The 25706-nt window shown below is 68.1% G+C and carries 23 protein-coding genes and 1 pseudogene; 8 read left to right on the top strand and 16 right to left on the bottom strand.

From position 1 onward, the window contains the following. Positions 1-9 precede the first annotated feature (9 nt). The 4 genes and pseudogenes from PSR88_RS20160 to PSR88_RS20145 all read right to left on the bottom strand — a co-directional run bounded on the left by PSR88_RS20160 (position 10) and on the right by PSR88_RS20145 (position 5292). Positions 10-1358, bottom strand: a pseudogene (locus PSR88_RS20160) (MFS transporter). Positions 1359-1371: 13 nt separating this feature from the next. Beyond that, entirely contained in the window at positions 1372-2946 is a 1575-nt protein-coding gene (locus PSR88_RS20155; RefSeq protein WP_016884379.1) for an acyl-CoA synthetase, read from the bottom strand. Further along, positions 2943-4172: an acyl-CoA dehydrogenase family protein gene (locus PSR88_RS20150; RefSeq protein WP_009477046.1), complete on the bottom strand. Its 1230-nt coding sequence runs from the start codon at positions 4170-4172 to the stop codon at positions 2943-2945. Before PSR88_RS20150 ends, PSR88_RS20155 begins: the two co-directional genes overlap by 4 nt. A 34-nt stretch (positions 4173-4206) precedes the next feature. Next, complete coding sequence (locus PSR88_RS20145) at positions 4207-5292, bottom strand: phosphotransferase family protein (protein ID WP_011596494.1); 1086 nt, start codon at positions 5290-5292, stop codon at positions 4207-4209. A 229-nt stretch (positions 5293-5521) separates the two neighbouring features. On the opposite strand from PSR88_RS20145, the gene PSR88_RS20140 reads away from it, so the two are divergent. After that, the gene (locus PSR88_RS20140; RefSeq protein ID WP_016884378.1) at positions 5522-6835 is read left to right on the top strand and encodes an MFS transporter; all 1314 of its coding nucleotides are present in this window, start codon (positions 5522-5524) and stop codon (positions 6833-6835) included. A gap of 48 nt (positions 6836-6883) precedes the next feature. After that, a complete protein-coding gene (locus tag PSR88_RS20135; RefSeq protein WP_016884377.1) occupies positions 6884-8428 on the top strand; it encodes an acyl-CoA synthetase in 1545 nt (514 codons plus the stop codon). Positions 8429-8432: 4 nt separating this feature from the next. Here PSR88_RS20135 and PSR88_RS20130 read toward each other — a convergent pair whose 3' ends face one another. From PSR88_RS20130 to PSR88_RS20115, 4 genes are all read right to left on the bottom strand, one after another. Next, positions 8433-9683 (bottom strand): MFS transporter, encoded by a 1251-nt coding sequence (locus PSR88_RS20130; protein WP_011596491.1) that lies wholly within the window; start codon positions 9681-9683, stop codon positions 8433-8435. Between the two features lie 222 nt (positions 9684-9905). Continuing rightward, positions 9906-10268: a PH domain-containing protein gene (locus PSR88_RS20125; RefSeq protein ID WP_009477040.1), complete on the bottom strand. Its 363-nt coding sequence runs from the start codon at positions 10266-10268 to the stop codon at positions 9906-9908. Beyond that, the gene (locus tag PSR88_RS20120; RefSeq protein WP_016884376.1) at positions 10265-11266 is read right to left on the bottom strand and encodes a YihY/virulence factor BrkB family protein; all 1002 of its coding nucleotides are present in this window, start codon (positions 11264-11266) and stop codon (positions 10265-10267) included. Before PSR88_RS20120 ends, PSR88_RS20125 begins: the two co-directional genes overlap by 4 nt. A 61-nt stretch (positions 11267-11327) precedes the next feature. Then, the gene (locus tag PSR88_RS20115) at positions 11328-11933 is read right to left on the bottom strand and encodes a TetR/AcrR family transcriptional regulator (protein WP_011596490.1); all 606 of its coding nucleotides are present in this window, start codon (positions 11931-11933) and stop codon (positions 11328-11330) included. A 109-nt stretch (positions 11934-12042) separates the two neighbouring features. On the opposite strand from PSR88_RS20115, the gene PSR88_RS20110 reads away from it, so the two are divergent. From PSR88_RS20110 to PSR88_RS20100, 3 genes are read left to right on the top strand one after another with little or no spacing between them, the layout of a single operon-like run. After that, a complete protein-coding gene (locus tag PSR88_RS20110) occupies positions 12043-12900 on the top strand; it encodes a crotonase/enoyl-CoA hydratase family protein (RefSeq protein ID WP_016884375.1) in 858 nt (285 codons plus the stop codon). Continuing rightward, on the top strand, positions 12897-13301 hold the full coding sequence (locus PSR88_RS20105) for a nuclear transport factor 2 family protein (protein WP_016884374.1): 405 nt from the start codon (positions 12897-12899) through the stop codon (positions 13299-13301). Before PSR88_RS20110 ends, PSR88_RS20105 begins: the two co-directional genes overlap by 4 nt. A gap of 23 nt (positions 13302-13324) precedes the next feature. Further along, positions 13325-14302, top strand: a complete 978-nt coding sequence (locus tag PSR88_RS20100) for an NAD(P)H-dependent flavin oxidoreductase (protein WP_016884373.1) — start codon at positions 13325-13327, stop codon at positions 14300-14302. A gap of 68 nt (positions 14303-14370) precedes the next feature. Here the strand turns inward: PSR88_RS20100 and PSR88_RS20095 are convergent, their stop codons facing one another. From PSR88_RS20095 to PSR88_RS20075, 5 genes are all read right to left on the bottom strand, one after another. Then, complete coding sequence (locus PSR88_RS20095) at positions 14371-15522, bottom strand: acyl-CoA dehydrogenase family protein (RefSeq protein WP_016884372.1); 1152 nt, start codon at positions 15520-15522, stop codon at positions 14371-14373. 51 nt (positions 15523-15573) lie between these two features. Next, positions 15574-16188 carry a TetR/AcrR family transcriptional regulator gene (locus PSR88_RS20090; RefSeq protein ID WP_016884371.1) on the bottom strand — a complete coding sequence of 205 codons (615 nt, stop codon included), beginning with the start codon at positions 16186-16188 and terminating at the stop codon, positions 15574-15576. Positions 16189-16225: 37 nt separating this feature from the next. After that, the gene (locus tag PSR88_RS20085) at positions 16226-16987 is read right to left on the bottom strand and encodes a 3-hydroxyacyl-CoA dehydrogenase (RefSeq protein ID WP_005264856.1); all 762 of its coding nucleotides are present in this window, start codon (positions 16985-16987) and stop codon (positions 16226-16228) included. A 40-nt stretch (positions 16988-17027) separates the two neighbouring features. Continuing rightward, positions 17028-18221, bottom strand: coding sequence for a thiolase family protein (locus PSR88_RS20080; RefSeq protein WP_016884370.1), 1194 nt, complete (start codon positions 18219-18221; stop codon positions 17028-17030). Positions 18222-18308: 87 nt separating this feature from the next. Further along, a complete protein-coding gene (locus PSR88_RS20075) occupies positions 18309-19109 on the bottom strand; it encodes a crotonase/enoyl-CoA hydratase family protein (RefSeq protein ID WP_016884369.1) in 801 nt (266 codons plus the stop codon). 148 nt (positions 19110-19257) lie between these two features. Here PSR88_RS20075 and PSR88_RS20070 point away from each other — a divergent pair, with 148 nt between their 5' ends. Genes PSR88_RS20070 through PSR88_RS20060 form a run of 3 tightly spaced genes read left to right on the top strand, consistent with a single transcriptional unit; the run spans position 19258 to position 22593 of the window. Continuing rightward, on the top strand, positions 19258-20229 hold the full coding sequence (locus PSR88_RS20070; RefSeq protein WP_016884368.1) for an NADPH:quinone oxidoreductase family protein: 972 nt from the start codon (positions 19258-19260) through the stop codon (positions 20227-20229). A gap of 11 nt (positions 20230-20240) precedes the next feature. Next, positions 20241-21023 (top strand): enoyl-CoA hydratase, encoded by a 783-nt coding sequence (locus tag PSR88_RS20065; RefSeq protein WP_016884367.1) that lies wholly within the window; start codon positions 20241-20243, stop codon positions 21021-21023. Between the two features lie 10 nt (positions 21024-21033). Then, entirely contained in the window at positions 21034-22593 is a 1560-nt protein-coding gene (locus PSR88_RS20060) for a long-chain-fatty-acid--CoA ligase (protein WP_029539678.1), read from the top strand. Here the strand turns inward: PSR88_RS20060 and PSR88_RS20055 are convergent. From PSR88_RS20055 to PSR88_RS20045, 3 genes are all read right to left on the bottom strand, one after another. Continuing rightward, entirely contained in the window at positions 22583-23533 is a 951-nt protein-coding gene (locus PSR88_RS20055; protein ID WP_016884365.1) for an alpha/beta hydrolase, read from the bottom strand. The genes PSR88_RS20060 and PSR88_RS20055 overlap by 11 nt on opposite strands. Positions 23534-23635: 102 nt before the next feature. Beyond that, a complete protein-coding gene (locus tag PSR88_RS20050) occupies positions 23636-24079 on the bottom strand; it encodes an SRPBCC family protein (RefSeq protein ID WP_009477026.1) in 444 nt (147 codons plus the stop codon). Positions 24080-24081: 2 nt separating this feature from the next. Further along, positions 24082-25635, bottom strand: a complete 1554-nt coding sequence (locus PSR88_RS20045) for a succinic semialdehyde dehydrogenase (protein ID WP_011596478.1) — start codon at positions 25633-25635, stop codon at positions 24082-24084. Between the last annotated feature and the right edge of the window lie 71 nt (positions 25636-25706).

Below are 25706 nucleotides of genomic sequence, written 5' to 3'. Positions count from 1 at the left end.
CACGTCGCCTCACACCGCCACGGTGGACTGGCGGGCCGCCTGCTGGATGCCGGGCTTCGAGTACTTGCGGACGATCGTGACGAGGCAGAGCAACCCGACCGCTCCGGCGCCGGCGAGGAACGCGCCGACGCGCCAGGCGTTGGACGCGTCGCCGTTGATGAGCAGCACCATGACCATCGGTGAGAAGCCGCCGATGATGGCGGAGATCTGGTAACCGAGGGAGGCACCGGAGAATCGGATCTCGGGCGGGAACAGTTCCGCGAACAGCGTTCCCTGCTTCCGGTCTGGAACGACATGACGATCACGGCGCCGAAGACGGCGAGCGCGAACGGCCACAGCGTGCCCTGGCTCGAGTGTCCGATCATGAGCCACATGGGGATTCCCCACAGCAGCATTCCGGCGGTGCCGATTCCGAAGATCAGCTTCCGGCCGTAGATGTCGGAGAGGTATCCGGCCAGCGGGACCAGCGGAATCATCAGAACGCAGGCGGCGAGGATGAAGCCGAGCACAGTTGAGCGTTCGATCCCGAGGTACGTGGTGGCGAACTGCACGGACCCTGTGATCATCGTGTAGAAGAAGATGACGCCGATGGCGTTCGCGCCGGCCGCGGTGAGCACGGTGCCGGGATTGTTGCGCAGCACCTGCAGGATCGGCGACTTCCGCGCGACCGGAGCTTCGGCGAGCTTCTTCGACAGTTCCTGGAACTCGGGTGTCTCCTCCAGGTAGCGGTGGATGACGAAGGCGACCGGAAGCATCACGAGGCTGATCCAGAACGGGATGCGCCACGCCCACGCGAGGAACGACTCGGAGTCGAATACCGCTGTGATGACCAGGAAGACGACGTTTCCGAGCACGACGCCGATGGGCACGCCGAGCTGCGCGAAGCTGCCGTAGAACCCGCGACGTCCGGCGGGGGCGTTCTCGGTGGCGAGGAGGACGGCACCGCCCCATTGCGCTCCGACGGCGAGGCCCTGGCAGATCCGCAGGGTCACGAGGATCGTCGGTGCGAGCCACACGAGCTGGGTGTTGGGCACGAGGCCGATCAGCGAGGTCGCGACGGCCATCATGACGATGGCCGCGACGAGTACCGGTTTGCGCCCCACCTTGTCGCCGAAGTGCCCGGCGAGGACGCCGCCGATCGGCCGGGCGATGAAGCCGACCGCCACCGTGGCGAACGAGTTGAGGGCGGCGACGACCTGGCTGTCGGTCGCGAAGAACGTGGCGTTGAAGACGAGCGCGGCGGCGGTCGCGTAGATGAAGAAGTCGTACCACTCGAGTGAGGTCGAGATGGCGGCCGCGAACGAGGCGCGCGCGGCCCGGGGCTTGCCCGCGCGTTGTGTGTTCGAATCGGTGGGCATGGTGGTCTCCTGCTCAGTCTTGGGCAATGGAACCGAATGTGTCTCGGAGAACGCGTTTGAGGATCTTGCCGCTCGGGTTCTTCGGGAGGGAGTCGGCGACGATCACGTACTTGGGCACCTTGTATCCGGCGAGTCGTCCGCGGCAATGCTCCACGACGTCTTTCTCGTCGAGTTCGACGCCGGCGGCGGGGACCACGACCGCGGCGACCGCTTCGATCCACCGTGGGTGCGGCACCGCGAACACGGCGGCCTCACCGACGCCGTCGAGTTCGTAGAGTGTTTCCTCGACCTCCCGGGTCGGGACGTTCTCCCCGCCGGTCTTGATCATGTCCTTCTTGCGGTCGACCACCCACAGGTAGCCGTCCTCGTCGAGGTAGCCGAGGTCGCCGGAGTGGAACCACCCGCCCACGAATGCTTCCGCGGTCTTCTCGGGTTGTCCCAGATAGCCGACGGTGGCGTGCGGGCTGCGGTGCACGATCTCGCCGACCTCGCCCGCCGGAAGCGGCAGGTCCCGGTCGTCGACGATGCGTGTCTCCACGTTGAGAGCGGGTTTGCCTGCCGAACCACCGCGCGTCTCTTGATCTTCCGGCCCGAGAGCCGTCGCGAGTGACGCCATTTCCGTCTGCCCGTAGAAGTTCCACAACCGGATACCCGGCAACCGGCGGTTCATTTCGCGCAGGATCTCCACCGGCAGCGGCGACGCGCCGTAGTAGCCCTTGCGCAGCGAACGCAGGTCGGTGGTCGCGAACTCGGGTGACTGCAGCAGCGAGATCCACACCGTCGGCGGGCAGAACAGGTTGGTCACCTGCTCGGCCTCGATGGTGCGGAGCAACACCTGCGGGTCGGGCCCGTCGACGATGATGCTCGTCGCGCCGAGATAGATGTCGGTGCTGAGGAAGTTGTCGAGCTGAGCGCAGTGGTACAGCGGCAGCGCGTGCACCTCCACGTCGTCGCTGCTCATGCCGCCGGTGACGATGCAGCTGATGTACTGCCACATCAGCGACCGGCTGGTGAGCATCGCGCCCTTGGGCCGTGATTCGGTGCCCGACGTGTACATGATGCGGACCACGTCGTCGTCTGCCACGAACACCTCGGGCGGCGAACCGAATTCACCCTCCGCCCAGTCCCTCAACGAACGCCAGCCACCCGGTGTGGCCGTATCGCCGAGCGGGATGGTCGCCCGCACCCGGACGCTTCCCTTCGATTCCGCGAGCGCCTTCTCGGCAACGGGCACCAGGGCGTCCTCGACGACGAACGCGTCGGCTGCGCAGTCGTCGAGGATGTATGCGATCTCCCCGCCGGTCAGCATGAAGTTGACCGGCACGAGAACCACACCGAGCCGGGCGGTTGCGAAGTTCAGCACCGCGTACTGCCAGCAGTTGTGCGACAACAACGCGAGCCGGTCGCCGCGCGTCAACCCCTCGGAGTGCAGGGCCGCCGCGACCCTGTCGATCAGCGTGTCGAATTCGGCGAACGTGAGCCGGACGTCGCGGTGCACCACGGCGAGCTTGTCCGGGAAACGCGCCGCGGACCGCCGCGGAATGTCGCCGATGCTCTGCTGCCGGGCGCGCGTGGTGTCCTCGTTCACCCGCGGACTTCCTTCAGGACCGGGGTGGTGGCGAACTCGGCCCGGGCGAGGGAGCGGCGGTGCACCTGGTCGGGGCCGTCGGCGATCTGCAGGAACCGTGCCTGCGCGTACAGCACCGGCAGGATCGTGTCCTGCGACAGGCCGGCGCCGCCGAAGATCTGCATCGCGTCGTCGACGATCCGCTTGACCGTGAGCGGGACCATCACCTTTGCGGCGGCGATGTCGTGACGGGCCGCCTTCGTGCCCTCGACGTCCATCCGCCAGGCGGCCCGCAGCACCAGCAGCCGGGCGGCGTCGAGGTGGATCCGCGCGTCCGCGACGGTCGCCTGCACCACACCCTCGTCGGCGAGGGGCCTGCCGAACGCCACCCGGGTGCGGGCGCGTTCGGTCATCAGCGCAATCGCCCGCTCGGCCATGCCGATCAACCGCATGCAGTGATGGATGCGCCCCGGACCGAGGCGCGCCTGCGCGACGGCGAAGCCCTTGCCGCGCGGTCCGAGCAGGTTCGCCTTGGGGACGCGGACCTCGTCGAAGACGATCTCGCCGTGCCCGCCTTCGTGGCGGTCGGTGAAGCCGAGCACCGTCGTGGACCGGACGATGGTCAGACCGGGGGTGTCCATGGGAACGAGGACGATGCTGTGCCGGCTGCCGACAGGGGCACCTGGGTCGGTGACGCCCATGACCATCGCCACCCGGCAGTCGTCGCGCAGGGCCGCGGTGGACCACCACTTGCGGCCGGTCAGCACCCAGTCGTCGCCGTCCTCGGCGATCTCGAGGCGGACGTTGTTGGCGTCCGAGCTCGCGACGTCGGGTTCGGTCATCGAGAAGCACGACCGGAACTCGCCCGCGAGCAGGGGTTCGAGCCATTCCCGCTTCTGTTCGTCGGTGCCGTACAGGTGCAGCAGTTCCATGTTGCCGGTGTCCGGCGGGTTGCAGTTGAACGCCTCGGGTGCGATCAACGGGCTCCAGCCGGTGAGTTCCGCTAGCGGCGCGTATTCGAGGTTCGTCAGACCGGCACCCTCGCGCGCAGGCAGGAAGAGATTCCACAGGCCTTCGCGCTTCGCGGCCGCCTTCAGGTCGGCCACGATCGGCGGCGCACCCCAGTGGTCCGGCTTCGATGCCAGTTGCTCTTCGGCGATCGTCTCGGCAGGCAGTACCCGCTCCTGCATGAACTTCGTCAGCTTCGCTTGCAGTTCCAGCACTTTCGGGCTGTAGTCGAAATCCACTTCCGTGGCTCCAATCTCTTCGGTGGTGCCGCGGTCAGCGGCGGAGTTCGGACACGGGCGACACGGCGGCGAGGTCGAGTGCACGCTGCAACAGCGGGCCGACCATGTCGCCGACGTCGTCGAAACCCCCACCGACGGTGTCGCCCTGCGCGTGCCGGGCGTTGATGCCCTCGAGGATGACGGCGATCTTGAAGTCGGCGAACACCGTGTACCAATCGATGTCGGGGATCTCGATGCCGCGCCGCGTGGCGTAACGGTCGAGAAGTTCGGTACGGGTGGGGAATCCGTCGAGTCGGGCGAGCCCATTGGTCACCGGGTTGTCGACGGCGCCGGGCTGGTCCCAGAAGCTCAGCATGATCCCGACGTCGGCGAGCGTGTCGCCGAGCGTGGCCATTTCCCAGTCCAGAACGGCGACGATCTTCCCGGCGTCGTCGCGGGACGCGAGCACGTTGTCGAGTTTGACGTCGCCGTGGACGATGCCCGGGAAGTGCGAGGTGGGCAGCGCCCGGCGCAGCTTGTCGAGCAGCACGGACACCTCGGGCCGATCGGTGGTGCGCGAGGCCTCCCACTGCCGGGACCAACGGTCGAGCTGACGGTCGAGGTATCCGCCGGGGCGGCCGAACGAGCCGAGCCCGACCGCGTCGGGGTCGACGCCGTGCAGCGCGGCGAGGGTGTCGGCGAGATCGAGCCCGAGCCGGCGGCGGTCGTCCGGGGTGAGCGCCGACGCCTGCTCGACCGTTCCGACGGGCGTTCCGTCCACCAGTTCCATGAGGTAGAACGCGGCTCCGAGCACGTTCTTGTCCTCGCACAGCAGCACCGCGTCGGGCACCGGGACGGCTGTTCCGGCCAGTCCCCTGATCACGGTGAACTCACGCTTCATGTCGTGCGCGCTGGGCAGGACGTGCCCGTACGGGGGCCGCCGCAGAACCCATGTCCGGTCGGCGTCGGCGACGCGGTAGGTGGGGTTCGATCGGCCACCGCTGATGAGCGAGACGGCGAGGTCTCCGCGCACACCGCCGTCGAGTGCGCTGTCGAGGTAGTGGGCGAGAGCGGTGAGGTCGACGCCTGCCGAATCCTCCCGGTCCTCGTGGGTGTCCGCTTCGGCGTGGGACGTCGTCATCCGCTGCGTCCTTTCGAGTACTTCAATCTTCAGCCAAACGCTCGTTCGGCAGGTTCTCATCATCAACCGAGTGAACGTCGGAAGTCAATATCTCCGTATGCTGCGACTAAATACCCGGAACTGCCGAGAACGGCCCGCCACCCGAACACCTTGCCAATCGATCGTTCGCTTGGCATGATCCACGAGAAGTGATGCACGTCTCATCCGCCTCCGAAAGGTCAGGACACCAATGACGGACCAGTTGACCGGGTCTGCTGCCGCCACCGAATGGCGGACCGAAGACCGCATCCGAGCGCGCCGCGCCGCGATCGCGGGCGGCGTGGGCACCCTGATCGAGTACTACGACTTCAGCCTGTACGGCTACCTCGCGATCGTGATGGCCCCGCTCTTCTTCCCCAGCAGCGACCCGGCCACCGCGCTGCTGTCCGCACTCGCCGTGTTCGGCACCGCGTACCTCATGCGTCCGCTCGGGGGCATCGTTTTCGGGCACATCGGCGACCGGCTCGGGCGGAAGAAGGCCCTCCTCGCGACGCTCGTCTGCATGGGCCTCGGCAGCATGGCGATGGGATTCCTGCCCACCCACGCGCAAGCGGGGATCTGGGCCACCGTGCTGCTCGTCGTCGTGCGGATGGTCCAGGGATTTTCGGCAGGCGGCGAGGTCGGCGGCTCGGCCACGTTCATCTCCGAATCCGCGCCGCGGCATCTCAAGGCCACCTACGGGGCGTTCACCCCGCTCGGATCCACGATGGGATTCGCGATGGCCGCAGCGGTCGCGGGCACGGTGTCGGCGTTGACCACCGACGCGCAACTCGAGAGCTGGGGATGGCGGGTCCCGTTCCTGCTCGCGTTGCCGCTGACGCTGCTCTGCCTGTGGGCCCGCACCCGGGTCGAGGAAACCCACGGTGAGGACACCGATTCCGGGCCGGTCCAGGCGCCCGTCGTCGCCGTCTTCCGGCGGCAGCCGCTCGCCCTCCTGCAGTCGGTCGGAATCAGTCTGGCGTGCAACGGAACCGCGTACATCGGCCTCACCTACATGAGCATCCATCTCATGAAGAGCCTCGGCTACGAACGCACCCCGGTCTACTGGATCGCGACCGCGGTCATCGGTGTCGTCGCGCTCGCGATGCCGCTCGGGGGCATGCTCGCCGACCGCATCGGGCGGTTGCGGTTCACCGTGATCAGCCTCGCCGGATTCGCGATCATCACCTACCCCGCCATGGCCGTCATGCACCACAGCCTGTGGATCGCCGCGATCGCGTACCTGCTGATCATGGTCAACACCGTCGGAACCCAGGTCGGTTCGTACACGCTGATGCCGCTGCTGTTCGACAAGGACGTCCGCTTCACCGGTGTCGCCATGGGCTGGAACCTCGGCGTCGTCATCGCCGGTGGCACCGCCCCGTTCGTCGCCGTCTGGCTGGTGGAGAAGACCGGAAACGTCCTCTCCCCTGCCGTTTTCGTGATCGTCGCTGCGGTGATCGGACTGATCTCGGTAGCCGGTGTGGCCCGCCGGTCCAAGGTCGCGCAGGAGCAACTCGGCTGACGGCCGGACAGTGTCCCCCCTCGAGATCCCTCACGAATCGGAGTAACCATGTATCCCGGCGCTCACGCTGCCACCACCCCCGACAAGCCGGCCGTGATCATGGCGGGCACCGGGCAGACGGTCACCTTCGCCGACCTCGAGTCCCGCTCGATCCGGATCGCCCGCCACCTGCACGCCCTCGGTCTGCGCCGCGGAGATCACGTCGCGGTGCTGGCCACGAACACTCCCGCGATCTTCGACATCTATTGGGCGGCAATGCGTTCCGGTCTCTATCTCACGATGGCGAACTGGCACCTCACGCCACCCGAGATCGCCTACATCGTCGAGGATTGCGGTGCCAAGGCGTTGATCGTCGACGCCGCACTCGACGCGGTTGCGCATGACCTCACCGCCCTCACCCCGGCCACCGAGCACCGGCTCGCGTTCGGGGGAACCATTCCCGGCTACAACTCGCTCGACCGGGCCGCCGCCGCGGAGTCGGACGTCCCGCTCCCCGACCAGCCCCGCGGGGCGGACATGCTGTATTCGTCCGGCACCACCGGCCGCCCGAAGGGCATCAAACCGGAACTGCCCGTACGTCAGATCCACGAACCCGGCGACACGATGACCGGTATGAACGCGACGGTGTGGGGAGTCACGCCGGACACCGTCTACCTCTCACCCGCCCCGCTGTATCACGCGGCACCTCTCCGCACCTGCGCGTCGGTGCAGGCCCTCGGCGGCACCGTCGTCGTGATGGACCGCTTCGACGCCGAGAAGGCGCTCGCGTACATCGAGCAGTACCGCGTCACCTACAGCCAGTGGGTGCCCACGATGTTCGTCCGCATGCTGAAGTTGCCCGCCGAGACCCGGGAGAAGTACGACGTCTCCAGCCTGCGCGTCGCCGTTCACGCCGCGGCCCCGTGCCCGGTGGAGGTGAAGCGGCAGATGATCGAGTGGTGGGGTCCGATCCTGTCGGAGTACTACTCGTCCACCGAACTCAACGGCATGACCCTCGTGAATTCGGACGAATGGCTCCGCAAGCCCGGAACCGTCGGCCGCGCCGCGCTCGGCGTCGCCCACATCTGCGGCGACGACGGTGCCGACCTCGCACCGGGCGAGATCGGCACCCTCTACTTCGAGCGGGACACCCTGCCGTTCGAATATCACAATGCCCCCGCGAAGACCCGCGACGCCCAGCACCCACAGCACCCGACGTGGACCACCACCGGCGACGTCGGCTACCTCGACGAGGACGGGTATCTGTTCCTCACCGACCGGAAGTCGTTCATGATCATCTCCGGCGGCGTCAACATCTATCCGCAGGAGATCGAGAACACCCTCACCGAACACCCCGCCGTCCTCGACGTCGCGGTGATCGGGATCCCCGACGAGGAGATGGGGGAATCGGTGCTGGCCGTGGTCCAGACCGTTCCGGGTGTGATCGGGGACGACGCGCTGGCCGATGAACTCCTCGACCACGTGCGGGGACGGCTCGCCCGGTTCAAGGTGCCGCGGAACGTCGTGTTCAGCGACGACCTCCCCCGAACCCCCACCGGGAAACTCGTCAAGGGCACGCTACGAGATCGGTACGCCGCCGGGGTTCACGCCTGAACCGTCAGCCGTCGGCGGCCGGTTCGTGCCGGCGCCGGCGGTCGAGGAGGACCGCGATCGTGAGGACGATCAGTCCGGCGACGCCGAGGAGGGCGCCGACGGCGGCCGGGGCGGTGTAGCCGTATCCGGCCGCGATCACGACGCCTCCGATCCACGCGCCACCCGCGTTGGCGAGGTTGAACGCGCCGTGGATCAGCGTCGACGCCAGGGTCTTCGCGTCACCCGCCGCGTCCATCAGCCGCGACTGGACGGCCGGGAAGATCGCCGTCACCGCCATCCCGATGAAGAACAGCACGATCAGCGCCGTCACCGGGTTGTGTGCGGCGACGATGAACAGGGCCAGGACGCAGATCAGGGCGATCATGCACCCGAACAGCCCGGGGACCACCGCGTTGTCGGCGATGCGGCCACCCACGACGTTACCGAGGATCATCCCCGAACCGAACAGCATCAACGCCACCGGAACCATCGCGTGCGGCAACCCGGACACGTCGGTGAGCGTCGAACTGATGTACGTGTACACCGCGAACGAGCCGCCGAACCCGACCGTCGCGAAGATCAGCGTCATCCACACCTGCACCCGGCTCAGTGCCCCGAGTTCGGCCACCGGGTTGCTCACGTGCACCCCGGCCAGCGGCGGGACCAGACGTGCCAGCGCCACCAGCGTCACGATTCCGATGATCACCACGAGCACGAACGCGGACCGCCAGCCCAGGATCTGGCCGAAGAACGCCGTCGCAGGCACCCCGACCACATTCGCGACCGACAGACCCATCATCACGGTCGCGACCGCTTTGGCACGCTTGCCCGGTTCCGCTAGGTGCGCGGCGACCAACGCTGCGACCCCGAAGTACGCACCGTGGGGCAGCCCGGCGAGGAACCGGGCGGCCAGCAGCGACTCGTACCCGGGGGCGAGGGCGGTAGCGAGATTGCCGACGACGAACGTGGCCATCAACGCGATGAGTAGCGTGCGCCGCTCGACGCGCGCGGCCAGCGCCGCGATCGTGGGCGCCCCGACGACGACGCCGAGCGCGTACGCGGAGACGAAGTGCCCGGCCACCGGCTCCGACACCCCGGTCCCCGCGGCCATCGCGGGCAGCAGGCCCATGGACGCGAATTCCGTTGTGCCGATACCGAACCCGCCGAGGGCAAGCGCCAGCATCGCGCCCCGCCGACTCGGTGACGGAATCCGCGGACGCAGAGACGGACGAGCGGTGACCGCAGGTTCGGTGAGGTGAACTGCAGGCGGCGTCATGGCAGCAAGACTCCCGTCGGGCTGATCGTAGGATCGGCGAGCACGTCCAATGGACTCGCCTGAGGATGAACCGGGCCGAGATAGTGGCACACCGGCTCGTACCAGTATGGGCGAGGCTGCAACCGAATTGACAATTCACGCGGGGGTGATTCCACTCACCGGCGCGGTGTGTGGGTGCGTCGCCGTGACCTGGGGCGACGCACCGGAGCAGAGCGACCTACGTCACGTGATGTGTTCGAGGATGACCGTGTGCACGTGGTGGGCCTTGTCCATGCCACGGAAGTCGGCCTCGTACGTGGTGTCGGCGACGTTGACGGCGATGCTGCTGGAGGAGAAGAACTGGCCGGCCCACGACTTGTTGCTAAGGAACGAGACCGAGCGGATGTTCTTGTACGGGATGGACGTGATCGCGGTGCGCTTGCCGACGAAGCTCTTGTCCTGGATGACGACGCGGAGGTTCGTGATCCCGAGGAAGCCGGTACCCGCGCCGATGCAGTCGTACACGGCGATGATCGTCTCGCCGGGAAGGATGCCCTGCTGGACCTGTTTCAGTTGCTCCGACTTGTCGAAGATCGGATCGGTCATCGTTCCTCCTTCGACGGCGGCCCAGGCCTGTCCATCTTCGCAGAAACTTCGTCGAACGTGACGTGGATGCCCTCGTGCGGTACCGCGCGTTGCGCCTTCGCCTGGTCGGTGAACGTCCGTTTGTCGCCCTCCACGAGGTCGGCCTTGTCCGTGAAGGGCCCGAGCAGCGCCCGGGGGTGCAGCCGGTCGACGCGGACGACGTTGATCTCCACACACACCACGATCGCCGCGGCGGCGAGGAAGAGGAACGCCAGCAACCCCAGCACGACGGCGAACACCCCGTTCGTCACGGACGCCGTGCTGACCACCTTGCTCACGTAGTACGCCCCGAACGATTGGAGCACCTGCCACACCACGGCTGCTGCGACGGCGCCGGGCGCGACGTCGGCGACGGACAGCGGCCGGGCAGTGGCGAGCCGAAAGGCAAGGATGAAGATCGCCGAGTTGATCGTGATCGCGGCGAGCATGAGAAGCACGGTGAACGATCCGGACAGGTGCGTCGCGGCGCCGACCGCTGCCACCGCGGCCGTGCCGAGGACGGCGAGACCGATCGTGCCGAGTAGCAGCAGACCCCGCAGCCGGCCGCGAATGGGATCGGGCCGCATGTTGCGGGGTACCGACCACGCCGTGTTCATCGCGTTCTGGCTGGCCAGTGCCACCCCGAGGCCGCCGTAGAGGGCGCCGACGAGTCCGATCACCAGGCCGGTCACCCCGCCGCCGATCCGGTGCGGGTCCGCCAGGTCGGCGCCGATGACCGGGAACTGGCTCAGCGCCGAGTCGATGATGTCCTGCTGCAATTCCGGATGCCCCGACAGCACGAACCCGAGCACCGTCGAGAGCAGAAGCAGGAGGGGAAACAGTGAGATGAACCCGTAGTAGGCGATCAACGCCGCGAGGTACACACCCTGGTCGTCGAGGAATTTGTACGTGACGGCGATCGGGAAGCCCATCGCCGGGTACTTCTGCTGGAGAGCGTCGAGCCGTCTGGCGAACTTCATCTCACGCTCCGTTTCCGCGACACCCGCTACCCCGATTCTGCCCGGGCTGCGGCCACGGCGATCAGACGGTCGGTTTCACCATCGCCAGGGCGAGGTCGGCGTAGCGCTCGGCGAGTTCCTCGGGCTTCAGCGGACCGTCGGCGTGCCACCACGTGCACACCGATTGACCCATGTTGATGATGCCGCGGACGGCGTCCCGCGGGAATTCGGTCGCGAAGTCGCCCTCCTCGACACCACGCTCGACGACGTCGCGGAAGAGGTGCTCCTGTTCGTCGCGGAGGGCGACGACGAGCCGGCGGCCGGCGTCGTCGAGGCTGCGTATCTCGGTGGCGCCGACCATTGCGTCCAGTTGCCGGGTGGTGTGGAACATGACCCACGCCCGCATCAGCGCCTGCAACTGGTCGGCGGGGGCGCCACCCGAGCGCAGCAGGGCACCGCGGGTCATCGCGATGGCGTCGTGGAGTGCGCGCACCATGATGTCCTGCAGGATCTCCTGCTTCGACGCGAAGTGGTGGTAGATCGAGGCGACGGTGATGTCGGCGCCGCGGGCGATGTCGCGCATGGACGTGCCGTGATAGCCGCGTTCGTTCATGTTGGCCACCGCGGAGTCGAGGATCACCTGCCGCCCGGTACCCGTTGCCACGGCGGCCACCTTTGCAGCGCACATCCCTCGGTCTCCGTCCCCGATCCGATCGTCACACGACCACTCCAGGGTAGTGGGTCCCGTCACAGAACCCGCTCTAGCGATCGTTCGGTAACAATGTCATGCTGGGGCGGTGGATCACATCGGACTCGCCGTCGCGGACGGCATCGCGACGATCACCCTGAACCGGCCCGACCAGCTCAACGCGTTCACCACCACCATGGAGAACGAGCTGATTGCCGCCTACGACCAACTCGACGCGGACGATTCCGTCCGGGCGATCGTGCTCACCGGAGCCGGACGAGCGTTCTGTGCGGGCGCAGACCTGTCCGCCGGGGCCGCCACGTTCGATCACTGGCAGGACGAGGACGAGGGAGCCGACTCCCGCCGCGACGGTGGCGGTCGCGTGGTGCTCCGGATGTTCGAATCCCGCAAGCCGATCATCGCCGCGATCAACGGACCGGCAGTGGGAGTGGGCATCACGATGACCCTCGCCGCCGACTTCCGCCTCGCCGCCGACGACGCCCGCATCGGATTCGTCTTCAACCGGCGCGGCATCGTCCCCGAATCCTGCTCGACCTGGTTCCTGCCCCGCCTCGTCCCCCTGCAGACGGCGCTCGACTGGGTGTACTCCGGCCGGGTGTTCCCCGCCACGGAAGCGTTCGACGCCGGCCTCGTGTACAAGCTCTTTCCCCGCGAGTCCCTGCTCGACGAGGCGTACGCGCTGGCCCGGAGCCTGACCGAGCACTCCGCCCCGGTGTCGGTGGCGCTGTCGCGCCAGATGATGTGGCGGGCGCTCGGCGCCGAGCACCCGATGATCGCGCACCGCGTCGAGACACGCGGGATCAACATCCGCGGCATCGGACCGGACGCGCGCGAAGGCATCTCCGCGTTCCTCGAGAAACGACCGGCCGTGTTCCCCGACAGCGTGCGCGACGACCTGCCGGACGTGTTCGGCGAAGACCTCCCGACCCCGGCGTTCCGCGGATGACCGCCGAACTACCGGCCCGCCCCCGCGTCGTCGACCGCTGGCACCACGTCGTCGACCATCGCGACCTCACCGCCCTCGACGCCCTGATCGCGGACGACGCCGTGTTCTCCTCCCCCGCCGTGTTCACTCCGCAGGAAGGGAAGGCGAAGGTCCTCGCGTACCTCCGCGCCGCCCTGACCGTCTTCGACGGCACCGGTTTCCACTACGTCGAGGAGTGGTACGGCGACCGTTCGGCGGTCCTGGAATTCGCCACCGAACTCGACGGCATCCACGTCAACGGCATCGACCTCGTCCACTGGAACGACCGCGACCAGATCACGTCGTTCAAGGTGATGGTCCGCCCCGTGAAAGGCCTGCAGGCGCTCATCCCGCTGATGGCCGCCCAGCTCTCCCAGTCGTAAACCACTGCATCAAGGAGAAATTCATGAGCCTGCCCCCCATCCTGCAAGACCGGCTTCGCCTGCCCGTGGTCGCGTCGCCGATGTTCATCGTCTCGGGTCCCGACCTGGTGATCGCCCAGTCGATTTCGGGCATCGTCGGATCGTTCCCGTCGCTCAACGCCCGCCCGCAGCCGGTGTTGCGTGAATGGCTCACCCGCATCACCGAAGAGCTCGCCAAGCACGACGCCAACAACCCGGAGACACCGTCCGCGCCGTACGCGGTCAACCTGATCGTCCACAAGAGCAACGACCGCCTCGACGAGGACCTCGCGACCATCGTCGAGTTCGAGGTCCCGATCGTCATCACGTCCCTCGGCGCCCGCGCCGACGTCAACGAGGCCATCCACAGCTACGGCGGCATCGTCCTCCACGACGTCATCAACAACAAGTTTGCGAAGAAGGCCGTGGAGAAGGGCGCCGACGGCCTCATCGCCGTCGCGGCCGGCGCCGGCGGACACGCGGGCACCCTGTCGCCGTTCGCGTTGATCCAGGAGATCCGCGAATGGTTCGACGGGCCGCTCCTGCTGTCGGGCTCCATCGCTCACGGCCGCTCGGTCCTCGCCGCGCAGGCCGCAGGCGCCGACCTCGCCTACGTCGGCTCCGCGTTCATCGCGACCGAGGAGGCGAATGCGGACCAGGGCTACAAGCAGATGATCGTCGACTCCACCGCGTCCGACATCGTCTACTCCAACCTGTTCACCGGGGTGCACGGCAACTACCTGCGCGGCAGCATCGAGGCCGCCGGACTCGACCCGTACAACCTCGCCGTGTCGGACCCGTCCGCCATGGACTTCGGTGTCGGCGAGGAGGCGGACAACGCCGCGAAGTCGGAAGCCAAGCCCTGGCGCGACATCTGGGGCGCCGGACAGGGCATCGGCGCCGTCGACGCCGTCGTCCCGGCCGCGGAGATCGTCGAACGCCTCACACGCGAGTACGCCGACGCGAAAGCCCGCCTGCTCTAGGCGCTTCGCGCCCGTGCGCGGTTAAGGAGTCCAGGGACTCGTCAACCACGCACGGGCGGCGGAGCCGCCTACCGTGCCGCGATATCGCGGCCGATGATTTCCTTCATGATCTCGGTGGTGCCGCCGTAGATCGTCTGGATCCGGCTGTCGACGTACGCGCGGCCGATGGGGTACTCCATCATGTAGCCGTAGCCGCCGTGCAACTGGACGCAGCGGTCGACGACACGCTTCTGCAGTTCACTGGCCCACCACTTGCCCTTCGACGCGTCGACGGCGGTGAGTTCGTCTGCGTTCAAGGCGAGTACGCACCGGTCGATGTGCGATTCGGTCACCTCGATCTCGGTGAGCATCTCCGCCAGCGCGAACCGGGTGTTCTGCAGATCGCCGATCGGCTTGCCGAACGCCTTGCGCTCGAACACGTAGTCCCTCGTCCACTGGTAGGCGGCCTTCGCGGCGGCGATCGCGTTGACCGCGATCGAAATACGTTCGAGTGGCAGGTTTTCCATGAGGTGGACGAAGCCGCGACCCTCGGTGCCGAGCAGATTGCTCGCGGGCACCCGCACGTCCTCGAACACGAGCTCGGCCGTGTCCTGACCGGCCAGTCCGACCTTGTGCAGCTTGCGGCCACGGCTGAAACCGGGCATACCCCGCTCCACGACGAGCAGGGAGAAGCCCTTGGAACCGGCGCCCGGGTCGGTGCGCGCGACGACGATGACGAGGTCGGAGTGAATACCGTTGGTGATGAACGTCTTCTGACCGTTGATCACCCACTCGTCGCCGTCCCGCACCGCGGTGGTCTTCACGCCCTGCAGGTCGCTGCCCGCACCGGGCTCGGTCATCGCGATGGCGCCGATCAGCTCGCCCGCGGCCATGCCGGGCAGCCACCGCTGCTTCTGCTCCTCGGTGCCGAGGTTCACGATGTACGGGATGGCGATGTCGTCCTGGAGGGACAGTCCCGAACCGAACGACGTCGTCGCGGTGCGGGCGATCTCCTCGGCGACGACGTACCGGAACCGGTAATCGGTGACGCCCGAGCCACCGAACTCCTCGGGCACCCCGAGTCCGACGATCCCGGACTTGCCTGCCGCCAGCCACGCCGAGCGGTCGATGAGCCGCTCGGATTCCCACCGTTCGTAGTTCGGCTCGATCTCGCGGGCGAGGAATTCGCGCACGGTGTCCCGGTACGCTTCGTGATCCTTGTCGAAAAGGGTGCGCTGCATGGTCTCTCCTTGTCGCCGGGACGAGTTCGGCTCGGTGGACCCGGCGCGATGTCAGTGGGCGGGTAGATACCCGACGGTGTGTAGGGCGATGTCGACGTAGCGGCCTGCGACCTGCTCGGGGGTCAGTGCCCCGCCCGGCTGGTACCAGCGCGGAATGGACTGGCACATCCCGAGAAGGGCGCGCACGGTCTCGGGGACGTCCCCGCTGTGGAACACGTCGCGGGCGACGCAATCGGCGACGAGGTCGACCAACATCAGTTCGAGCCGCTTGCGGGACGCGGCGTAGCGGCTGCGGCTGTCGGCCGAGACGTGCCGCAACTCGGTGTCGAGGGAGACGTGCCGCACCCGGTACGTCATGTACAGGACGATCGCCTCGACGACGTTGGAGAATTGCGCCACCACGTCGTCACCGGCCTCGCGGGCGGCTGCCTCGGCGCGGTCGTTCAGTTCGCGCATTTGCAGTTCGAACAGGGCTACGAGAACGGCTTCCTTGCTCTCGTGGTGGTAGTAGAGGGCGGGGACGGTCACCCCGACACGACGGGCGATCTGCCGCACCGTCGTGCCGTGGTAACCGTTCTCGTTGAACAGATCCAATGCCTGCTCGAGGATGGGCGTCAGCGGCAGGGCCTCGAACGTCCGCCAGTCGGCGTACAGCGGCTCCGTCATGGTCGGCCCGTCCTCGCGCAGAGTCACAGGTCGCCGATCAGCGCGGTGCCATGCGGATGGCGCCGTCGAGACGGATGGTCTCGCCGTTGAGCATCGGGTTGCTGACGATGTGCGCGGCGAGCGCGCCGTACTCGGACGGGTCGCCGAGACGCGAGGGGTGCGGAACCTGACCGCCGAGCGACTGCTGCGCGGCCTCCGGCAGGGAGCCGAGCAGCGGCGTCTTGAACAGGCCGGGCGCGATCGTGTTGACGCGGATCAGCAGCGACGCGAGGTCGCGGGCGATCGGCAGGGTCATGCCGACGACGCCGCCCTTGGATGCGGAGTACGCGGCCTGACCGATCTGGCCCTCGTATGCGGCGACGGAGGCGGTGTTGATGATGACGCCGCGCTCGCCGTCGATCGGCTCGTTCTTCGAGATGCGCTCGGCGGCAAGGCGGATCACGTTGAACGTGCCGATCAGGTTGACGGTGACGATCTTGGTGAAGTCGGCCAGGGGGAACGCGCCGTTCTTGCTCACGGTCTTGATGGCGTTGCCGATGCCGGCGCAGTTCACGGCGACACGCAGCGGTCCGAGCGACTCCGCGACATCGAGTGCGGCGGACACGTCGGCCTCGCTGGTGACGTCGCCGGCAGCGAAGCGCACGCGGTCGCCGAGTTCCTTGGCGACGGTCTCACCGTTGGACGAGGGCAGGTCGATGATGACGACGCTGGCGCCGTCGGCGAGCAGGGCCTTGGTGGTGGCCAGGCCGAGGCCCGAGGCACCGCCGGTGACGAGTGCGACGCTGTCGTTGACGATCATGTCTATACCTTTCGGAAGCAGGGTTTTTCGGGGAGGTGGGTCAGATGCGTTCGATGATGGTGGCGTTGGCCATGCCCGCGCCCTCGCACATGGTCTGCAGGCCGTAGCGTCCGCCGGTGGCCTCGAGGTTGTTGACGAGGGTGCTGAGCAGGCGGGTGCCCGACGAGCCGAGGGCGTGTCCGAGCGCGATGGCGCCGCCCCACGGGTTGAGCTTGGCCGGGTCGGCCCCGAACTCGTGCGCCCACGCCAGCGGCACCGGCGCGAACGCCTCGTTGACCTCGTAGGCGTCGATGTCGTCGATGCTCAACCCCGACTTCGCGAGGATCTTCTTGGTCGCCGGGATCGGCGCGGTGAGCATGAAGACCGGATCGTCACCGGCAACGGCGAACGAGTGGAACCGGGCCCGCGGGGTCAGCCCCAGCTTCGACGCCATCTCTTCGCTCATGATCAGCGCCGCGGACGCGCCGTCGGTCAGCGGCGACGAGTTGCCCGGGGTGATGTGCCACTGCGCCTCGGGGAACCGGGCCGCGTACTTCTCGGAGTAGAACGACGACTTCAGCCCGGACAGTCCCTCGGCGGTGGTGGAGGCGCGCACGGTCTCGTCGGCGGTATGCGTCACCGTCTCACCGGCGGCGTTGGTCACCGAGATCGGGACGATCTCCTTGTCGAACAGGCCCTTCGACAGGGCGTCGGCGGCACGCTGATGCGACTGCGCGGAGAATGCGTCGAGGGTGTCGCGGTCGAACTTCCACTTGGCGGCGATCAGTTCGGCGGAGATGCCCTGGTTGACGAGTCCCTCGGGGTAGCGGGCGGCGATACCCGGGCCGGACGCGTCCTGACCGATGGTCGTCGTGCCCATCGGAACGCGGGACATCGACTCCACACCGCAGGCGATCACGATGTCGTAGGCGCCGGCGATCACGCCCTGCGCGGCGAAGTGCGCCGCCTGCTGGCTCGAGCCGCACTGGCGGTCGACGGTGGTGGCCGGAACCGAATCCGGGAATCCCGCCGACAGCACCGCGGTCCGGGAGATGTTGAGGGCCTGCTCGCCTGCCTGCCCGACGCAGCCGCCGATGACGTCGTCGACCTGTGCGGGGTCGATGCCGTTGCGTTCGACGATGGTGCGCAGCACGTGCGCGAGCAGTTCCACCGGGTGGGTGCCCGACAGCGCACCGCCGGGTTTGCCCTTACCGGAGGCGAGGCGGACGACGTCCACGATGACAGCGTTGGTCATGATGTTCCCTTTCGAGGAGGAGAAAGTGTGCGGCTGCGCCGCCTGTGAGTACTTATTAACCGCGGGGCGTTAACAACTACTCACGGGTCAGCGGCCCTGCCAGACCGGCTGGCGCTTCTCGGCGAACGCCGTCGGGCCTTCCTTGGCGTCGGCGCTGGTGAAGATGGTGGCGATGGCGGCGTTGTTCGCCTCCCACGCCCGGTCGCCCCAGTCGGGTTCGGTTGCGGTGCGGTGGATCATGGCCTTCGATTCGCGCACCGACAGCGGTGCGTTCGCGGCGATCTGCTCGGCGAGTTCGAGCGCGACGTCGAGGGCGGTGCCTGCCGGGGCGACACGGTTGACCAGGCCCAGTTCCTTGCCCTGCGCCGCGGTGATCGGTTCGCCGGTGAGTGCGATCTCCAGCGCGACCTTCTTCGGGATCTGCTGCTGCAGGCGGATCACGCCGCCGGCGGCGGCGAACAGTCCACGCTTGACCTCGGGAAGCCCGAGCTTCGCCTCCTCATCGACGACCGCGAGGTCACTGGCGAGGACCAGTTCGGTGCCGCCGCCGAGGGCGAAGCCGTTGACCGCCGCGATGGTCGGCTTGCTGATCCAGTGTTGCGCGTATCCGGCGAAGCCCCATTCGGGGTGCCCCTCCGCAGCGATGTTCCCGCCCGTGGAGAGGGCCTTGAGGTCGGCGCCGGCGCAGAACGCGCGGCCGGCCCCGGTCACGACGACCACCCGCACCTCGGGGTCGTTCTCGGCCTGGTCGAGCAGACTGCCCACTGCGGTCGACAACGCGCCGTTCACCGCATTGAGCGCCTTGGGGCGGTTCAGCGTGATGATGCCGATGCCTCCGCGCCGCTCCCACAGAGCGGCTGCCTCCGTCGTCTCCGTCTGTTCTGGCACGTCTCGTCCTCCGCCTCGGCATGATTACTGATCGCTCGTTAAAGTTAGTACCACGGCGTCATCGGCAGGGTCAATGGTCGAATTTATCTAGCGCCCGTTCAGTTGCGTCTGGTATGGATAGTCAGGGACCGACGGAGGAGATCACCACGTGTATGCCCAGCAATTGACCACCGCTTCCGGCCCTGCCGGAGTCCAGCTCGTCGAGATCGACGAACCCGACGGAACCGGCCGCGTCGTCGTGGATCTGCACGCCGCCGGAGTGTCGTTTCCCGACCTTCTGCAGACCACGGGCAGCTACCAGCTCGTCCGGGAACTGCCGTTCGTGCTCGGTGTCGAGGGCGCGGGCGTGGTCCGCAGCGCACCCACGGACAGCGGTATCCGTGCCGGGCAGCGGGTGGCCGTCCTCGCGTCGGACGGAGCATGGCAGCAGACCGTCGCGGTGGAGCCGGACTCGGTGTTTCCCCTGCCCGATTCGGTGTCGCTCGAGGCCGGGGCGGGCTTCCTGATGAACTACCTCACCGTGCACTTCGCTCTCGACGAGCGCGCCCGCTACCGCGCCGGAGAGACCGTGCTGGTGCACGGCGCCGCAGGCGGTGTCGGGGTCGCGGCCCTGCAGGTCGCGGCCGCGCTGGGGCTCGAGACGATCGCCGTGGTCAGCACCGAGGAGAAGGCCGGCATCGCGAAGGCCAACCGCGCCGATCACGTCGTTCTCCTGGACGGCTGGAAGGACCGGGTCCGCGACCTCACCGGAGGCCGCGGAGTCGACATCATTCTCGACCCGGTCGGCGGCGACCGTTTCACCGACAGCCTGCGCAGCCTCGCGCCCAACGGGCGACTGGTTGTCCTCGGCTTCACCGGCGGCGAGATTCCCACCGTCAAGGTCAATCGGCTTCTGCTGCGTAACATCTCCGTTCTCGGGGCCGGCTGGGGCGAGTACGTGCGCACCAACCCCGGCTACACGGGCAGGCAGTGGGCGACCCTGGGCCCGCTCCTCGAATCCGGTGCGCTGCAGATCGCCGAGCCCACCACCTACTCGTTCGAACACGCCGGCGACGCACTGCGGACGCTCGAAACCCGTTCCGCCACCGGCAAGATCGCCCTCTCCGTCCGCCCTTCCTGACAAGGATCCCCATGAGCTCCGACATTCCCGGCGTGGACACGACCGTCGACGACGGCGTCCTCCGCATCACCCTCGACCGTCCTTCCCGCATGAACGCCGTGACCACCGAAACCCTCGATGCCGTCGCCGACGCATTCGACAAGTACGCGGGCGACGCGGAGGTGCGGGCAGCTGTCCTCACCGGCGCCGGTCGTGCGTTCTGCACGGGTGCGGACCTGGGGGGCGAGAACGTCTCCGGCCCGCCGTCGTCCTCGACGATCGACGCCGCGAACCGCACGGCGGCCACGATTCGCGCGTTCCCCCGGCCGGTGATCGGTGCGGTCAACGGTCCCGCCGCCGGCGTCGGGGTGTCCCTCGCCCTGGCCTGCGACCTCACGATCGCCACCGCGTCGAGTTATTTCCTGCTCGCGTTCACGAAGGTCGGCCTGATGCCGGACGGTGGTGCCACCGCACTCGTCGCCGCGTCGGTCGGTCGCGCCCGCGCATTGAAGATGGCGCTGCTGGCCGAACGACTGCCCGCTGCTGAGGCTCTCGCGGCCGGGTTGATCGCCGACGTGGTCCCCGACGACGAGTTCGCCCTGACCGTCGACGCCCTCGCGCGACGTCTCGCCGACGGACCGTCGGAGGCGTTCCACTTCACCAAGGACGCGGTCAACGACGCCACCCTCACCGAACTCGACAACGCGTTCGCCCGCGAGCGCACGGGTCAGCTCGACCTCCTCGCCGCCCCCGATTACCAGGAAGGTGTCGCGGCGTTCCTGGAGAAGCGACCCGCAGTGTTCGGCCGCGGCTGACGGCATCACGATGACAGCGACGTCGAACGCTCAGCCCTTCGCCTCCCGGCGCAGGCACTGGGCCAATCATGTTGCCCGGCATGCGTTCGCGAAACCTGATGCGGTGGCGCTCCGGTTCCGGGGTACCTCGACCACCTGGCGTGAGCTCGAGGACCGCAGTGCGCGGACGGCGGCGGTCCTCGCCGCCCACGGTGTCGGCCGCGGCGACCGCGTCGTGCTGCTGCTGACCAACCGCCCCGAGTTCCTCGAGGTGATGCTGGCCGCGACTCGCCTGGGTGCGATCGCGGTTCCGGTGAACTTCCGGCTCAGTCCCGGCGAGGTGCGGTTCATCGTCGCCGACAGCGACGCCACCGTCGTGGTCGTGGAGGATTCACTCACCGGTCTCGCCGCGGAGGTCGACGAGAGCGTGCCGGTTCTCGTGGTCGGCAACGCCCCCGACGACGTCTCGCTCGAGACGCAGTTGCGCGCAGCCGATCCCGACGTCCCGATCGCGGACGTGGCGGAAGACTCCCCCGCCGCCATCATGTACACGTCCGGCACCACCGGTCGTCCGAAGGGCGCGGTGCTGTCGCACCTCAATCTGCAGGCACAGGCGCTGACCTTGATCCGCGGATGGCGACTGTTCGACACCGAGTCCGAGGTCAACCTGGTCTCGTCCCCGCTGTTCCACATCGCCGCCCTCGGCAGCGTGGGGCCGTTCCTGCTGATCGGCGCCACGATCGTGATCCACCCGACCGGTGCGTTCGATGCGGCCGAGCTACTCGACGCGCTCGAGCGCGAGCGGGTGACCAGTGTGTTCATGGTGCCCACCCAGTGGCAGGCCATCCTCGACGACGCCGGCCCCGACGGCCGGGATCTCGCCCTGCGGGTGCTGGGCTGGGGAGCCGCGCCGGCCACTCCGACACTCCTCGACCGCCTGTACGCCGCCTTCCCGGACGCCGCGATCGTCGCCTTCTTCGGGCAGACCGAGATGTCTCCGGTGACGTGCATGCTCGACGGCAAGGACGCCGTGCGCAAGATCGGGTCGGTCGGGAAACCGATCGACACCGTGGCGATGCGCGTGGTCGACGAGGCGATGAACGACGTGGCGCAGGGCGAGATCGGTGAGATCGTCTACCGCGGCCCGGGACTCATGGAGGGGTACTGGCGGAACCCCGCGGCGACCGCGGACGCGTTCGACGGCGGCTGGTTCCACTCCGGCGACCTCGTGCGGGTGGACTCGGACGGGTTCGTGTACGTGGTGGACCGCAAGAAGGACATGATCATCTCGGGTGGGGAGAACATCTACTGCGCCGAGGTCGAGAATGCCCTGGCCGCCCACCCGGACATCGTGGATGTCGCCGTGATCGGGCGGGCCGACGAGCGCTGGGGTGAGGTTCCCGTCGCGGTCGTCGTCCCGCGGGCCGGGGCGGCGCTCGAGGTCGACGCCCTCGCGGACTGGCTCGACGGCCGGGTCGCCCGCTACAAGCGGCCCAAATTCGTCGAGGTCCTCCCCCAACTGCCCCGCAACGCCAGCGGGAAGGTCATCAAAGGCGTTCTGCGCGAACAGTTCGGCACGGTCAGCGGCTAGCCGCGGGACGGAGGTGGCGGACGAGGAAGTCGGTCTCGTCCGCGACCACCCGCTCGAAGAGTTCGCCGAAGTAGGGGTCGAAATGACCGCCCGGGTACACGTGCACCTCGGCGCCCGGGGTCTTGGCCGCGGCCTTCTGCGCGCTGCGGGTGAACGTGACGACGTCGTGGTCGGCGATGGCGAAGAAGACGGGGCAGGCGATCTTCGCGACCGTTTTCGTCGGCCGGTACAGCGCCGCCTGCAACGCCACCCGCCCCGGTGTCTCGTTGCGCCATGTCGAACCGGGCGGATCCATCCCGTGATATCCCGCCTCCGCGTCGGGTGTGGTCATGGCCGCGAACGAACCCGGTGGCCCGACGACGGGAAACATGTACGGCGGCCGGTGCCGCAGCTGGGCAAACCGGTCCCGCAGGTAGGCGACCGCCATGCGGCCGAGGCCGGCCACGCCCAGTCGCGGAAGATTCGTCAGACCGTCGACGTACGGAACCTGCGACACGACCGCGGCCACCCGCCGGTCCCGCGCCGCCGCCGTCAGGACGAGCCCGCCGGACAGTGACGTACCCCAGAGCGCGACCCGGCTGGGGTCGATGTCCGGGCGGCTGCGCACGAACGCGACGGCGCTGTCCCAGTCGTCGAGTTGGCTGTCGATGTCGAGCAGTTGGCGGGGTTCGCCCTCACTGGCACCGAAATAGCGGTAGTCGAACACCAGCGCCGTGACTCCCGCGGCCGCGAACCGTTCCGCGAACGCGTCGAGCCTCTGTTCGCGCACCCCGCTCCAACCGTGCGCGAGCACGACACAGGGTGCTGCCGTAGGGGTTTCGGATTGGCGCCGGTACAGCCAGGCCGCGCAGCGCTGTCCCCGCGAGGAGAACCACACGTCCTCACGGCGGACGTCAGGGCACGACCGACCAGCTTCGACGGGTGTCGGCCGAGGATTCATGGGAGGCGCCTCCGAGAGGTGTGGACAGCGTCCAGTCTCGGGCCCTGCGCGCGGCGGCGACAGCCACCCTAGGGTGAAGAATCGGCACCCTAGGGTGGAAAATCAGCTCTCGAGGGCGACTTTCATGCGCTCGAGGGTCTGCCGCATCCCGTCCTGCATCAGCTGGTCGCGGTTGCTGCCCAGCACCTTCGACTTCTGCACCAGCCGTACCCACCATACGGGCGTCGCGTAGATCTCCCGGGTCTCGGTGACGAGTGTGCCTGCGCCGGAGGGTTCGAGGTGATACGTCCAGCGCGCCTTCGGCTCGTCCGCTTCGAACGAGAACTTCTGGCCCGGAACGCTATCCACGACGGTGCAGTGCGTCTTCCACCGCACCGGCCCGTGCCGGTTGGCGCCGACGAACCGCGCACCCACGGTCACCGGGGTGCCGGACGTCCAGCGCGCCCCGGTGTTCTCGGGGCTGAACCGGCCCATGCCCTCCACGTCGGTCACCACGTCCCACACCTTGCCGGGCGGGACGTCGATCAGGATGCTCGCGCTGTCCACGTCTAGCGGCCCGGAATCCACTGCAGCGCCTTCACGAAAGGCGGCATGATCTTGGCCCACACCTTCGGCGACAGTCCGCGCGGACCACCGAGGTTGAGGATGCGGGTGGTGGCGATGGTCTGCGGTTCGGTGTACTTGATGAGCCCGTCGTCGCCGTGGCGGCGACCGACACCGGACACTCCCATGCCGCCCATCGGCGCACCGGTGCTGCCCCATGCCGGGGCGTAACCCTCGTCGACGTTGACGGTTCCGGCGTGGATCCGTGCGGCGATGGCCTCGCCCTCCGCCTTGGTTCCCGCCCACACGCTGGCGTTCAGGCCGTACTCGGTGTCGTTGGCGCGTTCGATCGCCTCGTCCACGTCGGTGACGGGGTAGATGGAGACCAGCGGCCCGAACGTCTCGTCGCGGTAGCACTCGGCGTCCTCGGGAACACCGGTCAGGACGGTCGGCTCGTAGAACAGGGGGCCGAGGTCGGGGCGCGCCTTACCACCGGCGACCACGGTGGCGCCCTTGACGACGGCGTCGTCGACGTGGCTGGACACGGCCTTGACCTGTGCCTCGGACACGAGGCTGCCCATTTCGATGCCGAAGTCGTAGCCGGCGCCGAGCTTCATGTTGCGGACGCGTTCCCCGAACAACCGGGTGAACTCGGGTGCGATGGACTCCTCGACGTAGATCCGCTCGATCGAGATGCACAGCTGCCCGGAGTTGGAGTAGCAGGCGCGGACGGCGGCGTCCGCGACCTCACGGAGGTTCGCGCCTGCGGTGACGATCATCGGGTTCTTGCCGCCGAGTTCGGCGGAGAAGCCGATGAGACGGCGACCGGCCTGCTCGGCGAGGAGCTGACCCGTGGCCGAGGACCCGGTGAACATCAGGTACTCGGTGTTCTCGACGAGGGCGGTGCCGACCACCGAGCCCGGTCCGGGGACGACGGCGAACAGGTCGCGCGGCAGCCCGGCCTGGTACAGCAGGTCGACGCAGGCCAGCGCGCAGTACGGGGTCTGGCTGTCGGGCTTGAGGACGACGGCGTTGCCGGCGAGGAGCGCGGCGACGGCGTCGGACACCGCGAGGGTCATGGGGTAGTTCCACGGTGAGATGACGCCGACGACGCCCTTCGGCTGGTACCGCACGACCGTCTTGGTGAGACCGGGCAGCATGCCGGAGATGCGGCGGGGACGCAGCAGCTTGGGGGCGACGCGCGCGTAGTGGCGGGCGGTCATCGAGATGTCGAGGACCTCCTCCTGCGCGGCGGCGCGGGACTTGCCCGTCTCGGCCTGAGCCATGTCCATCAGGGCGTCGCGGTTCTCGAGGACCAGGTCGCGGTACCGGTGGAAGATCGCGGCTCGCTCGGTGACGGGACGCTTGGCCCATTCCTTCTGCGCCACCCGGGCGCGTGCGATCGCGTCCTTGGCGTCCTGAGCGGTACCGACCGGGACGGTGGCCAGTTCCTTACCCGTGAACGCCTCGACGACGGACCGCGTCGGGCGATCCGCCGCATCCGGGATGGCGATGAGGTCGGCGAGCCGCGCGAACGTGGCGGCGGATGGAACAGGCATTTCGGACCCCTACTGGTTAGTAGTTTTTGCGGTTACACATAACTTACCTGCTTGGTGTGCCAAGTCACAGG

The organism is Rhodococcus sp. DK176, from assembly GCF_038447315.2.
Classification (GTDB): domain Bacteria; phylum Actinomycetota; class Actinomycetes; order Mycobacteriales; family Mycobacteriaceae; genus Rhodococcus_F; species Rhodococcus_F jostii_A.
The sequence above is the reverse complement of the archived record's forward strand: the minus strand, read 5'-3'. Positions and strand labels throughout refer to the sequence as shown.

What these genes read in the sequence shown, in the direction of transcription:
- PSR88_RS20130 (WP_011596491.1), bottom strand. Translation starts at nt 9,683, where the DNA reads ATGACGCCGCCTGCAGTTCACCTCACCGAACCTGCGGTCACCGCTCGT.
- PSR88_RS20060 (WP_029539678.1), top strand. Translation starts at nt 21,034, where the DNA reads ATGACAGCGACGTCGAACGCTCAGCCCTTCGCCTCCCGGCGCAGGCAC.
- PSR88_RS20100 (WP_016884373.1), top strand. Translation starts at nt 13,325, where the DNA reads ATGAGCCTGCCCCCCATCCTGCAAGACCGGCTTCGCCTGCCCGTGGTC.
- PSR88_RS20095 (WP_016884372.1), bottom strand. Translation starts at nt 15,522, where the DNA reads ATGCAGCGCACCCTTTTCGACAAGGATCACGAAGCGTACCGGGACACC.
- PSR88_RS20105 (WP_016884374.1), top strand. Translation starts at nt 12,897, where the DNA reads ATGACCGCCGAACTACCGGCCCGCCCCCGCGTCGTCGACCGCTGGCAC.
- PSR88_RS20140 (WP_016884378.1), top strand. Translation starts at nt 5,522, where the DNA reads ATGACGGACCAGTTGACCGGGTCTGCTGCCGCCACCGAATGGCGGACC.
- PSR88_RS20085 (WP_005264856.1), bottom strand. Translation starts at nt 16,987, where the DNA reads ATGATCGTCAACGACAGCGTCGCACTCGTCACCGGCGGTGCCTCGGGC.
- PSR88_RS20065 (WP_016884367.1), top strand. Translation starts at nt 20,241, where the DNA reads ATGAGCTCCGACATTCCCGGCGTGGACACGACCGTCGACGACGGCGTC.
- PSR88_RS20135 (WP_016884377.1), top strand. Translation starts at nt 6,884, where the DNA reads ATGTATCCCGGCGCTCACGCTGCCACCACCCCCGACAAGCCGGCCGTG.
- PSR88_RS20120 (WP_016884376.1), bottom strand. Translation starts at nt 11,266, where the DNA reads ATGAAGTTCGCCAGACGGCTCGACGCTCTCCAGCAGAAGTACCCGGCG.
- PSR88_RS20080 (WP_016884370.1), bottom strand. Translation starts at nt 18,221, where the DNA reads ATGACCAACGCTGTCATCGTGGACGTCGTCCGCCTCGCCTCCGGTAAG.
- PSR88_RS20115 (WP_011596490.1), bottom strand. Translation starts at nt 11,933, where the DNA reads ATGTGCGCTGCAAAGGTGGCCGCCGTGGCAACGGGTACCGGGCGGCAG.
- PSR88_RS20090 (WP_016884371.1), bottom strand. Translation starts at nt 16,188, where the DNA reads ATGACGGAGCCGCTGTACGCCGACTGGCGGACGTTCGAGGCCCTGCCG.
- PSR88_RS20045 (WP_011596478.1), bottom strand. Translation starts at nt 25,635, where the DNA reads ATGCCTGTTCCATCCGCCGCCACGTTCGCGCGGCTCGCCGACCTCATC.
- PSR88_RS20145 (WP_011596494.1), bottom strand. Translation starts at nt 5,292, where the DNA reads ATGACGACGTCCCACGCCGAAGCGGACACCCACGAGGACCGGGAGGAT.
- PSR88_RS20055 (WP_016884365.1), bottom strand. Translation starts at nt 23,533, where the DNA reads ATGAATCCTCGGCCGACACCCGTCGAAGCTGGTCGGTCGTGCCCTGAC.
- PSR88_RS20125 (WP_009477040.1), bottom strand. Translation starts at nt 10,268, where the DNA reads ATGACCGATCCGATCTTCGACAAGTCGGAGCAACTGAAACAGGTCCAG.